The following is an 11,977-nucleotide window of genomic DNA, read 5'->3' on the forward strand; positions in this document are numbered from 1 at the left end:
AGTGTCAGCCCTAATTTATTTTGTATGAAAAGTTTTAGCGGACAGCAATAAAAATTAGTAAGCATTTAGTTTTGTGCAAATTTATTGTTTATTTCTCAATAGGGCATTTCCATTGCGTAAAAAAAAAGTAACATAGCGTAAAAAAACGCCATATTACTCTTTTTTTATCCCAAATCGGTCATTGGGATTTGGGTTTATTTGTTTGATATTACCTTGTGCGTCGTACCGTCATTCCATCTCACGATGTTCAGACCGCGCTGCATTCGGTTTGTTTTCATACCTAAGCTGTTGTATATACCTTTTACTGAAACGTTGTCGGTGTCAATGGTGCTTACCGCTGTCATCTCCGCCTTGTCCTGTACGCTGATGTCGTGCAGGAAGAGGTTGGCATGGTAGGCAGGTGTTACGCAGTGGAAACCGTAGTAGTAAACGCCGTCCTGCGGCACCGTGAACTCTACCTCGTACACGTTGTCCTCTGTAGCGCTTGGCGGCAGCGGAATGCTTTCGAGCGACAGCAGCTGTTTTGACTGCTCCTCTGGCGAACGTCCGTTGCCGAATGTCACGTCCATAGCCTCTGGGTATTCCTCCATTGCAGAGTGGGCGCTGAATCGGAGTACGTAGGTGTGTCCTGCCTTGTAGTTGACGGGTGGCGAGATGAGCCAGTCGTCGGCAGCCTCGTTGGGGTTGAATCCGTAGACTGCACTTGCCTGCGATGTAGAATACTTCCACGAGTAGCCGTCGTTGTTGGCGTCGAGGATGGTGTAGTAGTTTATCATGTCGGCAGGATTGGTGAAGGCGCCGCCGTATGGCACGTCGAGCGGTGTGCCCACGATGAGGTTGTTGGAGAAGGCTCCCTGACCGTCGTAGCGTCCTAAGTGCGGCGTCACGAGATAGACGTATCGGGTCATTTCGGCAGGATGCGTCTCTTCGAAACGACATTCGGTTATGCCCTTAGCCACTGTCACCTCATACGGGTAGCGCACCACGTCGTAGGTGAGCTGCGAGACGTCAATAGGCTGTCCGTTCTCGCCGGTGGTGGGTGCGTCCCAAGTAAGAATGGTCTTCAGTCCGTCGCTTGTGAGGCGTATGTTCTGGCACTGCGCCGGACTGTCTTTTCCGACGAAGAAAGTGCGGTATACGGTAGGTCCGTCGCCGACGGCGTTGCTCACCGTTATGCCCACCTTGTTGTCGCCGTTGTCGAGCTTAACGAGTTCGGTAGCCACAAGTGCTCCTGCTTCTCCTTTCAGACAGGCTATTGTGTCGCCGTCCTCCTCTGTCACTACCGCACTCAGTTCGCCCGTCAATGCCGATCCGTCGTATGCTTCGGTAGGCATCACGAACTGCAGCTTGCCGGTTCTGTCGTCCTTCGATGTCTCTACGTATTCGAAGGCAGATATCGAGGTAGGCGCCTTGTCGCACGGCTCCTGGAAGAAGGCGCCAGTGGTAAGCACCGTGTTGTTGAGGTAGGCAGCCAGTGTGCCCTGCGCCGTTGTTGGGTCGATTTCGGCAATGCAGGTGTATTCGATATTGAGGTTGAGGCTCGAACTTGGATATATCCAGTAGAGTTTGCCCGTTTTGAAGTTGCAGAACAACGACTGCTTGCGTGTGTCGTTTATGAAACTGTCGCCGCTGAGCAGATTGCCCATCGAGATGTCGCCCACCTTTGTTAGGCTTCCGTCGCTCTTGTTCACTTTCCCGAGATACCACAGGTCCTGCTCAATGCCTACATGGTCGTTCTTCGACTCCATGTAGATGCAATAGACGTCGCCCTTCTTGTCGCAGCCAATAGCCTCGTATCTGTAGTTGTTGTCAAGGTCGGCGCCCAAGCGTGTCGGTGTGCCCGTTGCAGGGTCGATGGTGATGAGGAAGGTCTCCATGTATGTGCGGTTGATGGCATAGATTGCATCGGTGGTCGGGTCGTATGTCATGCTTAGAGTGGTCAGCTCGTAGTTGTCGTTCATCTGTCGGTCGTAGAGCACCTCGAAGGTCTTTGCGTCGAGCACAACCCAATGGGGCTTTTGGAAGCCGAGTCGCGACGAGTCGTCGTATTCGGAAGCGTATATCTTGCCGTTGTGGTAGGTGCAACCTCCAGACACGATAGCCTCTCTGAGTGGCTCTGTGAGCTGCGCCTGAAAGCGGTTGTCGTAACTGAAGCGGTAGTAGCCCTGCGTCATGGCGTCGTAGGAGTTCTTCTTTCCGTATGTAACCGATCCGACGATGTCAACGCCCTCGTCGGCAAGTCGACCGAACAGTTCCTGTGCATTAACAGACTGTGTAAGTGCGGCAGTCAGAAGTGTGACGGCAGCTTTTGTGAGTGAAGCAAGTGGGTGGTGTGTTTTGGGGAATAAGGCATTTTTCATACTCTCTCTGTTTTTGGGGTCAATCTACTTATGTATATTGATGGTTCGTTACTTTTGTAAACGTAAAAAATGTTTACGTTTGCAAAAGTAACGATAAATATTGAAAGACGAAATAAAATGTCAGAAAAAAGCTTTCGGCGGTGATAAATCCACAGGAATATGCGGTCTATATACCTTTCTCCTTGTTATTTCGATGTATTCTTCAGTCGGTGCTGCACCCAAAGGAACGCCGGAACGAGGAACAGATCAGCCATAATCCAGGCTACTGGGTCGCCGAAGCAGACACCGGTCCAGGTGATAGCCGGCACGAGCCAAAGGCTTACGCCGCAGCGTGCAATCATCTCCATCACGCCGCTGAGCATAGAGAGGTTGCTGAAGCCGAGTCCCTGGATAGAATAGCGCATGATGGTGAGCAGTCCGAGCGTGGGGTAGAAGTAGTTGTTGATGCGCATATACTGCGCAGCGTTGCTCACCACGGCAGCCTCGCCGCTGTCTACGAAGAGTCGCATCATATAGTCGGCGAAAGGATATATCACGACAAACGTAAAGACGAAGTAGACGAGCATGAGACAGATGGCGTCCTTCACGCCTCGTGTTACGCGGTCAATGCGCTGTGCTCCGAGGTTCTGTCCGCAGTAGGTAGCCATAGCCACGCCGATGTTCTCGAAGACGCAGGTGAAGAGATACTTTATGCGGAGCGAGGCGGTGAAGGCAGCCACGCATGTAGTGCCGAGAGCGTTGTTGGAGCTCTGCAGCATGATGATGCCAATGCCGGTGATGGAGAACTGCAGACCCATCGGCACGCCGTTGTTCAGCAGAATACTCGTGCGGCGGTTGTCGTAGCGGCGCTCGTCGCCCTGCGGAATGAGCAGTTGCATGCGCTTGCGTATATACCAGATGCAGAGACATACCGAGACGCCCTGCGAGAGCCATGTGGCTATGCCGGCTCCTGCCACGCCCATGCCGCAGAAGAGTATGAGCACCACGTCGAGCAGGATGTTCACAACGGCGGAAGTGATGAGGAAGTAGAACGGCTGGCGCGAATTGCCGAGGGCGCGTATCTGACCCGACAGGAGGTTGAAGCCGAACGTGAATGGAATGGCGGCGAACTGCAGCATGAGGAATGTGTAGGCGTCGTGGAAAATGTCAGCCGGAGTATTCACCATCTGCAGGATGCGGTGGCAGAACATAAGCGATAGCACCATTATCACCAAAGCCATCACCACGGAAATACGCACGGCATTGGCTACGTAGACGCGCATCTTATGGTAGTCCTTCGCACCGAACGCCTGCGCCACTGGTATGGCGAAGCCTGCACAGGCTCCGTTGCAGAAGCCCATTATGAGAAAGGTAATAGATGTAGAAGCGCCTACAGCCGCCAGTGCGCCCACGCCTATCCATCTGCCTACGATGACGGCGTCGATGACAAGGTACATCTGCTGAAGGATGTAGCCCAATATCAAGGGCAATGCGAACTTGGTGATTTGGCGCAGTGGCGATCCTACGGTCATATCGCTCACCGATGCAGCCTTCTGCGATGTAGCAGAAGGGTTGCTGTTGGGGTCTTGTGTTTTCATTTGTTATCCTGTTTGTTTCCTTTTTTTTCTATGCCTCTTTAAGCCTTACTATGTCTCTTTAAGCCTTACTATGCCTCTTTAAGCCTTACTATGCCTCTTTAAGTCTTACTAAGCCCTCCCCGACGGGGAGGGTTGGGAGGGGCTCTTTTACTTTTATCTATTGCGGTAGGCGAGCGGTGTCATGCCGGAGCGCTGCTTGAAGAAGTTGGTCATGGCGCTCTGGTCGCTGAAGTTGAGATGGTCGGCAATCTCGCCCATCGTCATATCGGTCTGCGTGAGCAGGTTGCAAATCTCCTTGTAGACGAGCGATGTGGCATGCTCGTTGATAGTCGAGCCGCTTATCTCCTTCACCAGTCGCGAGAGATAAGCCGGCGACACGTTCAGCTTGTCGGCGTAGAAGCGAATCTGGCGCTCCTTGCGATAGTTGCGGTAGAGATGGTGAAGGAAAACCTCGTACACCTCCTTTTTGTGTCCGAGGTCGCGCGATACGGAGCACTGCTCGTAGGGCAGTTCGTCGATGATGAGTCTCAGCACATTGAACATACTGCGAATCATCTCAATCTTGTTGATGTGCTGGTGGCGCACGATGTCGCACACGAAGTGGAATATATCAGAAATGCTCTTGTATTTTGTGTCGTTGAGCTGATAGCGCTGCGCCTGCTTCGCAAAGCTTTCGTCTACGAGTATGCCCTCTGCCTCGAAGTCGGCAGAGAAGTTGCTTACGCTCGCCACCTCATTCAGTGTGGTTATCAGCATGTCGTGCGCCGTGAGCTGCACGCTCTGCTCAGCGTCGTCTTCATGCAGTTGCAGAAGACAGCTGCCTCGCTGCACAAGAAGCAGTTTGGTGAACAGCGTGCGCTCTGCAAACATGCTGTAGAAACTGTCGTCTTCGTAAGTGTCAAAGTCGGAAAAACAGTCGCCCTCTTCTCCGTTCACGTAGAAGTGGGCGGCGTATGCACCATATATATCCTTCAGATTATATTTTGTGGCAAACTCTTCCAAATTATATACTTTCATCGAATATGTCTTCTTCTGATTTGTGTAGTGCAAAATTATAAAAAAAACCTGTAAGTCGAAACCAGTTATTTGAAAAATGGTTTCGCTTACAGGTTTAGCTCTACATATAATATAGTTGTCCTTGCTTTATTTCAAAGAGAACTTGTGCGAGTGGAGCATCTCCTTCGGGTCGAGCGCCTTGTCGAGTTCTTCCTTGCTCATCAAGCCCTGTTCAATTACGATGTCGTACACGGAGCGACCCGTAGCATGAGCCTCCTTAGCCACCTTCGAGCTTGCCTTGTAGCCGATGATTGGGTTGAGAGCAGTAACGATGCCGATGCTGTTCTTCACCATTTCGTAGCAACGCTCCTTGTTTACGGTGATACCGAGCACGCACTCCTCTGTGAGTGTCTCTATCACGTTCTTCAGCCATGTGAGGCTCTCGAAGAGGCTCGCTGTGATGATTGGCTCCATCACGTTCAGCTCGAGCTGACCTGCCTCGGCTGCGAAGCAAACTGTGGTGTCGTTGCCGATAACCTTGAAGCATACCTGGTTTGTAACCTCAGGAATAACAGGGTTCACCTTGCCCGGCATGATAGAAGAACCAGGAGCCTTCGGCGGGAGGTTGATCTCGTTCAAGCCGCAGCGCGGACCAGAAGCCATAAGACGCAAGTCGTTGCAAATCTTAGAGAGCTTGATAGCCAGACGCTTCAAAGCAGAAGAGTAGCTTACGTATGCGCCGGTGTCGGGTGTAGCCTCTACGAGGTCGCTTGCCGATATGAAGTTCTCGCCGGTGAGCTTGCTGAGGTTGGCAGCGCAGAGCTTTGCGAAGCCCGGAACGGCGTTCAGACCGGTACCGATGGCTGTGCCGCCCATGTTGATCTCGTGCAGCAGCTTCACGTTGCGCTCGAGGTTGAGAATCTCCTCCTCAAGGTTGTTGGCGTATGCGTTGAACTCCTGACCGATTGTCATAGGCACAGCGTCCTGCAACTGTGTACGACCCATCTTGATAGTGTCGTTATACTCCTCTGCCTTATAGCGGAAAGCGCTGATGAGGCCGGTGAGTGCGCCTACGAGGTGGATGTTCATGCGAATGAGTGCCAGACGGATAGATGTCGGGTAGGCGTCGTTGGTGCTCTGACCGCAGTTGACGTGGTCGTTAGGCGAGCAATACTGGTATTCGCCCTTCTCGTGACCCATGATTTCGAGTGCGCGGTTGGCGATAACCTCGTTGACGTTCATATTTACTGATGTGCCTGCGCCGCCCTGAATCATGTCGATAGGGAAGTTCTCGTGCCACTTGCCGTCGATAATCTCGCGGCAAGCCTCAGATATCGCACCCGAGATCTCGTCGTTGATTACGCCGAGCGAGTGGTTGGTCTGCGCAGCAGCCAGTTTTACGTATGCGTTGGCGATGATGAAGTCGGGGTAGTCGCTCATCGTCTTACGCGAGATATGATAGTTGTTGATACCGCGCTGAGTCTGCACGCCGTAGAGTGCGTCAGCAGGAACCTGAAGCTCTCCCAAGAGGTCGGCTTCTACTCTGAATTTCTTTTCGTTTGTCATAAAAGTAGTATTTTTTAAGACGTTTATTGTTTTCTTTTTTTTAAAACTCTTTACTCTTTTACTTTTTTACTTTTGCAAAGTTACGGCTTATATCAGATAAAGCGTTTATAAAAAGCGAACCTTTATTTGTAAAAAGCAAACCACTTTCAGTCTTTTCTTTTGCAGTCTGCCCGAAATGTCGTAACTTCGCACAAACTCTTAATACATCAAAAGTAATGTTTATAGTAATATTGTTTATTTTTCTCGGTATAGCCTTGGGTTATACTCTGCGCACCCGTCTGGCTTCAAAGGTCGGTGCGATAAGTGCGTTGAACGGACGCTTCACGACGTGGCTGATATGGCTGCTGCTCTTCATGCTCGGTCTTGAGGTGGGCAGCAACAGAGAGCTTATCGCCGCACTGCCCACGTTGGGCGTAGAGGCGATGGTGTTGTCGGTGAGCGCAACGCTTGGCAGCTGCGTGCTGGCGTGGGCGTTGTGGAAAAGCATGAAAGGAGGAGAGAAGCGATGAAAGGTAGTCTGATAGTAGTGGCGTTCTTCGTGCTCGGCGTGCTGGCAGGACGCAGCGGCAGTATTCCCGAGTGGATGCTGAGCAGCGGCACAAGCTTCGTGGCGCTCTGCGCATTGCTGCTCTGCGTAGGCATAAGCATAGGTCTCAATCCTGACATGAAGAGCGAGATAAAGAGTCTGAATCCGCGCTTGGCTTTGCTGCCCGTAGCCACAATACTCGGTTCGTGGATGGGTGCTGCGGCAGCCTATCTGCTCTTGAACAATGATGTGTGCTCCTTGCTCCATCACCGTCAGCTCACCGACTGTCTGGCTGTAGACAGCGGCTTCGCCTACTACTCGCTTTCGAGCATCTTCATCACCGAGTATCGCGGCGCCGAACTCGGCACCATCGCTCTGCTGGCTAACATCATACGCGAGATGATTACGCTTTTGCTCACTCCGCTGCTCGCCAAGTGGTTCGGTCCGCTGGCTCCGATCTCGTCTGGCGGCGCAACGACAATGGACACCACGCTGCCCATCATCACGCAGACCGTTGGTCAGCGCTACGTTTCACTCAGCATCTACCACGGCTTCGTCACCGACTTCACCGTGCCGTTCTTCGTCACCATGTGGTGTACGCTGGTTTGATAGTGTGACAGGGGGCTTAGCCTCTTACGTAGTGCGGCATGTCGGCAGGCGTAATCATCGATATCTCCACGATGCCTGCTACCTTGCCGTCCTTCTTCCATGCCGTCTGGTATATCACTTTGTGCACGCCCTGCTTCTCGATGGTGTAGGCGTTGCTGCCGCCGGTGGTAAGCAGTCGGCGTATTATCTCTTTCGACCTCTCGGAGTGGCACTCGTAAAGGTTCTTTCCGATGAGGTCGCCCTCCTTCTTGTAGGTTTCGCGCGACTTGTCGTTCATGTAGATGATGATGCCTTCCGCATCACACACCGTTACGGCACAATTCATTTCTTTTGCCCATTCGTAGTTTTCCATTGTCTTAATAGTTTTAATTGATTATGCAAAGATAGTGCAAACCGAGAGCAATGAAGCTTGCTTCAATTGCAGAGGTGCAGCCTATCTTATGCAAAGATACACATTTTTTCGGACTGCGATATTTTATAGCGGGTTTCTTTGAACAGGAAGCCGCTTATCACAATCTGTTCAAGAAATCCTTTGAAGCTGATTTCTTAGTGCTGTCCAGTTTCAAGGTACCAAAATTGTAGCTCAATTTCACTACCAGGCGTTGAGTGTCACCGTTGGTATCCATTGTTGTCCGTATGTTGTTATATTTCATTGTCCAGTTGTTCGCCCTGTCGGTATGGAATATGTCATTAGCAGCAACCGTCAAGTTCAGCTTGCCCTTCATTATGCGAAGTATATATACCAGATCCATCGTCCACCAACTCTTATGGTCGAACAACGTACTTGTGCCGCCACTGTCGAAATAAGCATCGAATACTAAAATTGAATGGTTGTTCAATGGCCACTGCGCATTTGCATTAATATCCCAAGAAGCTTTGTTCCATGAGTGTTCTTCTCCTAAATAGTTTGCCTTGACAAAGGGCTGGACGAATGAACCTGTCAGATCTACCTGGACCGGACCTATCGAAAAGTTATATAAAGCGGTAGCCACAATGTTCTCTGACTTGTTAAAGTTCACAGGCATAAACTTGATGTTCTTATTGTCAACCGACGTTTCTGTCCAGAACGGCAGATCTACTATTCTGTCTTTACTTCTGTTGTAGGCTACTGATGCCAACAAGTTGCCATAGTTATAGCTGAGCTTTATGTTGGTTGTTACATTTGGCTTCAGCTGCGGGTTTCCTACCTTATATGAGATGGCATCATAATAGTAGAGTCCGGGATTCAAGTTGGAAAACGAAGGGCGTCCGATGGTCTGTCCTACGGATAAGCCCACAGAAGATTTGGCTGTCAGTTGCTTCTTTGCTACCAAGTTGGGGAACAGTTTCCATTCTGTAGAGTCGGTGAACGCTCCAGACACGCCGGTCTCCAACTTTCTATGGTCGGCTTCCATGCGCAATCCACCTTGCAAATAAAAGCTGCTGAATTGTCTCGAAAGTGACAAATATGCACCATACAGACTCTCGTGAGTATCGTATGTCTCTACATCCGCATTGTAGGCATAATTGCCTTTATTGTTCATAGTCGAGAAGAAAAGCCCCATTGACACGTTAGCCCACTTGCGACGACTGTTGTATGATAGGCGTGTACCTCCGATGTGATATTTTCCCTCACTTGCTGTAGTGACAGCAGGAACAGTGGCAGCCAATCCTGTCTCATCGGAGTGGTTCTGTGCGTAATCGGCTATAATAGAGAGTGTGCGTGTAGAGTCGATTTCGTTTCTATAGTTCACGCTGGCACTATGCAGATAGTCTGCTCCTCGCTTCTTCTGATTGAACGTCATTTCGGTTCCATTCATCGTCTGCCAAGTAGGTTCTTTTATATGCGTGTTGCCTATGTTTCCCGTATATTGAAAGCCGAACGACTGTTGTCGGCTGATTTCCCAGTTCATCGAATAGAACCATTCGAACGTACGAGCGTTTCCTATCGTATGTCTCTCCTTTGCGCTCTCTATATCTTTTTGTGGCAAGAATACAGTCTCTGTGGTTTTGTCTATCTGTGTTGTACTTAAATACGAAAAACCTGCCGTAAGAATATTGCTCACCTTCTTGTATTTCTCGTTTATGGACACATTTGCCATATCCACATAGTTTCTGGCAAAAATAGACGTGTTGCTTAACTCTGTAGACAGTGTATTGCCCAATGCTGTTTTGGTGGTGATGTACACAACGCCCTTATTGCTGGCGCTATATTCTACTGTTGGATTTGAATCAACCACAATCTTGTTTACCTGCGACGCAGATATGGCTTTAAGCTCAGCCATACTTACGGGTCTTCCGTTGAGAACAAATGTTGGAGTTCCACCTTCTAACAACTGCAAGTCGGAGGTTAATCCTGGAATCATGCCGAGCACGTCGGTTACTTTTCCCATATACTGCAAATAGGAATGTGCTACATCCACGGTTATCTTGTTCAATTCTACTTTCACTGTGTTTCTTTTGCTCTTCACCACAACACCTTTAACCGTCATGGTCTTGGGTTGCAGCCTGATGATGCCCATCTCCGTATTGTTGAATATACGGTTTACGGTCTTATAGCCAATGTATGTGATACGGGCTAACACCTTTCTGTAGTTGGAAGGAATGACAAAGTAGCCGTTCTCATTGCTCACGCCCTGACCTACGATGGTGGAATCGATGGGCGACAGCAAGGCTATTGTGGCGTATTCGGCTGCATTGCCTCGTTCGTCAACAATGCGTCCCTTATATCGAAGCGTTGACTTCTGCGTACATTCTACCATTATGTTGTCCTCTACCTGCGTCATTCTGATGGGGTAGAAGCCAATGAGTTGCATGATGGCATTTGGAACACTCATGTTGCGTATGCTTTTTGTCACCTTGAAGTCCTCCAACTCGTCGTACACAAAGTTAATGGTGTATTTATGCTGACGGGCATTCAGGTCCTTCAACGCCTCAGAGAACGACACATTGTTATATTGTCTGGTGATGCGCTGGGCGTGAGACTGCTGGACGAAAGACAGCAGAAAGAAAAGAAGCAGGCAGATGGTCTTGCTGCTGTCGGGCGTTTGCTTAAATATGTTTTTCATAATACGTCCTCCGTTCTTATTTTACTACCAGTTCTCCTTCGGCATACTCTATCTGTATGCGGTCGAAAGCATTCAGAATCTCCAGGTTCTGCTCCAATGTCTTCGTCTTGTTCCAGTTGAAGAAGAGACGCACATGCTGTGTGTCGGCGTTGTCATACCTCACCTTAACGTGATAGAAGTCTGCCATCTGCGTAAGTATCGTTCCCAACTCGGCATTGTCGAACACAACGGGCTTCATGTCGAGCGAGTCCTTTGGCTCTGCAGTAACTGCTTTAAGGCTGTCGTAGGCTGACAGACCAGACTTGTCTGTCCGTTCTGTCACGGCTTTATTGTCCGCAACTTTGTCAGAAACCGCGAACTTTAACCAGCCATTATGCACGGCAGCCAAGGCTACGCCCGAGAGGAAGATGATGCCAATGATAGAGGCTGCGATCTGCATTCGGTTGCGGTAAGGAGTGTTCGTTCCGTTGCAAATAGACTTAGCCTTATTGTGCTTTTCCGAAAACTCCTTCCAGGCCTTGTCCACATCCACCTTCTTTGGCGTGGCCTTCTTGCCAGCCATTCTCGCCATAGCCAAGTTGCGTAGAAACTCCTGCGCTTCTTCGTCGGCAAGCAAGCGTTCCACCTGCTCGTCGGTATATTTCTCGGGATGCTCCTGCATATCGAAGAGCATCAACCGCTTTTCGTCTTTGTTCATCGTACTCATTGTTTTGCTCATTTAATTTGTCTTTTAATCCAGTCCATTGCCTTAGAGAGATGGTTGAACACCGTCACTTTGCTTACTCCCACCTCGTCTGCCACCTCCTGATACGACTTGTCTTGCAGATAGCGCAGGCGGAAGATTAGCTTACGGATGGGAGGCTCAAGGTCGTCGATGAGAAGCAGCAGTTGTTCGAGACGCTCGTCGGTGTCTTCAGAAAGAATCACGTCGGCATCATCCAACAGTAGCTTCGCCACTCTTTCCTTCACGCTCTTGTGAGCAATCAGATTGAGACAGCGGTTGCGCACGCTCCGCATCAGATAACCTTCCTCGCTCTCAGGCAACAGAACCACATCATCAGCAAGAATCTGCGTGAACACTTCGCTCACCACATCCTTGCTCTCGTCGTCATCCGAGAGAATGTATCTGGCCAGATTGTACATCTTCTCATAATGCCGCCGAAACATCAGTTCTATGTCCTTTTCTTGTGTCATATACTTATATATACAGTTGAGCAAAGTGAAAAACTAAGCAAAACAACAACTTTTTTCAAAATTTACAGAAAAAACATTCAACGACTCCTTGTCTTCCACAAA

At 49.8% G+C, this 11,977-nt stretch carries 10 protein-coding genes; 2 read left to right on the forward strand and 8 right to left on the reverse strand.

The genetic code is table 11. The features are described 5' to 3' along the window. Nucleotides 1–194: 194 nt before the first annotated feature. From KTQ90_RS11395 to aspA, 4 genes are all read right to left on the reverse strand, one after another. Entirely contained in the window at nt 195–2,360 is a 2,166-nt protein-coding gene (locus KTQ90_RS11395; protein ID WP_217318541.1) for a choice-of-anchor J domain-containing protein, read from the reverse strand. 185 nt (nt 2,361–2,545) lie between these two features. After that, a complete protein-coding gene (locus tag KTQ90_RS11400; RefSeq protein ID WP_217318550.1) occupies nt 2,546–3,871 on the reverse strand; it encodes an MATE family efflux transporter in 1,326 nt (441 codons plus the stop codon). Between the two features lie 219 nt (nt 3,872–4,090). Beyond that, complete coding sequence (locus KTQ90_RS11405; RefSeq protein WP_217318542.1) at nt 4,091–4,954, reverse strand: helix-turn-helix domain-containing protein; 864 nt, start codon at nt 4,952–4,954, stop codon at nt 4,091–4,093. Nucleotides 4,955–5,080: 126 nt separating this feature from the next. Next, nucleotides 5,081–6,499: an aspartate ammonia-lyase gene (aspA, locus tag KTQ90_RS11410; protein WP_217318543.1), complete on the reverse strand. Its 1,419-nt coding sequence runs from the start codon at nt 6,497–6,499 to the stop codon at nt 5,081–5,083. Nucleotides 6,500–6,714: 215 nt separating this feature from the next. Here aspA and KTQ90_RS11415 point away from each other — a divergent pair, with 215 nt between their 5' ends. Together KTQ90_RS11415 and KTQ90_RS11420 are read left to right on the forward strand one after the other, a co-directional pair. After that, nucleotides 6,715–7,008, forward strand: a complete 294-nt coding sequence (locus KTQ90_RS11415) for a LysO family transporter (protein ID WP_217318544.1) — start codon at nt 6,715–6,717, stop codon at nt 7,006–7,008. Beyond that, nucleotides 7,005–7,634 (forward strand): LysO family transporter, encoded by a 630-nt coding sequence (locus KTQ90_RS11420; RefSeq protein WP_217318545.1) that lies wholly within the window; start codon nt 7,005–7,007, stop codon nt 7,632–7,634. The genes KTQ90_RS11415 and KTQ90_RS11420 overlap by 4 nt, the downstream gene beginning before the upstream one ends. 16 nt (nt 7,635–7,650) lie before the next feature. On the opposite strand, the gene KTQ90_RS11425 is transcribed toward KTQ90_RS11420, so the two are convergent. From KTQ90_RS11425 to KTQ90_RS11440, 4 genes are all read right to left on the reverse strand, one after another. Beyond that, nucleotides 7,651–7,986, reverse strand: a complete 336-nt coding sequence (locus KTQ90_RS11425; protein WP_217318546.1) for a PAS domain-containing protein — start codon at nt 7,984–7,986, stop codon at nt 7,651–7,653. 157 nt (nt 7,987–8,143) lie between these two features. Next, nucleotides 8,144–10,681, reverse strand: a complete 2,538-nt coding sequence (locus KTQ90_RS11430) for an outer membrane beta-barrel family protein (RefSeq protein ID WP_217318547.1) — start codon at nt 10,679–10,681, stop codon at nt 8,144–8,146. 16 nt (nt 10,682–10,697) lie between these two features. Next, on the reverse strand, nt 10,698–11,378 hold the full coding sequence (locus tag KTQ90_RS11435) for a DUF4974 domain-containing protein (protein WP_254359707.1): 681 nt from the start codon (nt 11,376–11,378) through the stop codon (nt 10,698–10,700). 17 nt (nt 11,379–11,395) lie between these two features. Then, nucleotides 11,396–11,875, reverse strand: a complete 480-nt coding sequence (locus KTQ90_RS11440) for a sigma-70 family RNA polymerase sigma factor (protein WP_217318549.1) — start codon at nt 11,873–11,875, stop codon at nt 11,396–11,398. Nucleotides 11,876–11,977 lie beyond the last annotated feature (102 nt).

Origin of the sequence: Leyella stercorea (assembly GCF_019052365.1) — a bacterium.
Taxonomy (GTDB): domain Bacteria; phylum Bacteroidota; class Bacteroidia; order Bacteroidales; family Bacteroidaceae; genus Prevotella.

Bases quoted from the DNA above. Each gene is read 5' to 3' on its own strand.
- KTQ90_RS11395 (WP_217318541.1), bottom strand. From the start codon at position 2,360: ATGAAAAATGCCTTATTCCCCAAAACACACCACCCACTTGCTTCACTC.
- KTQ90_RS11400 (WP_217318550.1), bottom strand. From the start codon at position 3,871: ATGACCGTAGGATCGCCACTGCGCCAAATCACCAAGTTCGCATTGCCC.
- KTQ90_RS11405 (WP_217318542.1), bottom strand. From the start codon at position 4,954: ATGAAAGTATATAATTTGGAAGAGTTTGCCACAAAATATAATCTGAAG.
- aspA (WP_217318543.1), bottom strand. From the start codon at position 6,499: ATGACAAACGAAAAGAAATTCAGAGTAGAAGCCGACCTCTTGGGAGAG.
- KTQ90_RS11415 (WP_217318544.1), top strand. From the start codon at position 6,715: ATGTTTATAGTAATATTGTTTATTTTTCTCGGTATAGCCTTGGGTTAT.
- KTQ90_RS11420 (WP_217318545.1), top strand. From the start codon at position 7,005: ATGAAAGGTAGTCTGATAGTAGTGGCGTTCTTCGTGCTCGGCGTGCTG.
- KTQ90_RS11425 (WP_217318546.1), bottom strand. From the start codon at position 7,986: ATGGAAAACTACGAATGGGCAAAAGAAATGAATTGTGCCGTAACGGTG.
- KTQ90_RS11430 (WP_217318547.1), bottom strand. From the start codon at position 10,681: ATGAAAAACATATTTAAGCAAACGCCCGACAGCAGCAAGACCATCTGC.
- KTQ90_RS11435 (WP_254359707.1), bottom strand. From the start codon at position 11,378: ATGAACAAAGACGAAAAGCGGTTGATGCTCTTCGATATGCAGGAGCAT.
- KTQ90_RS11440 (WP_217318549.1), bottom strand. From the start codon at position 11,875: ATGACACAAGAAAAGGACATAGAACTGATGTTTCGGCGGCATTATGAG.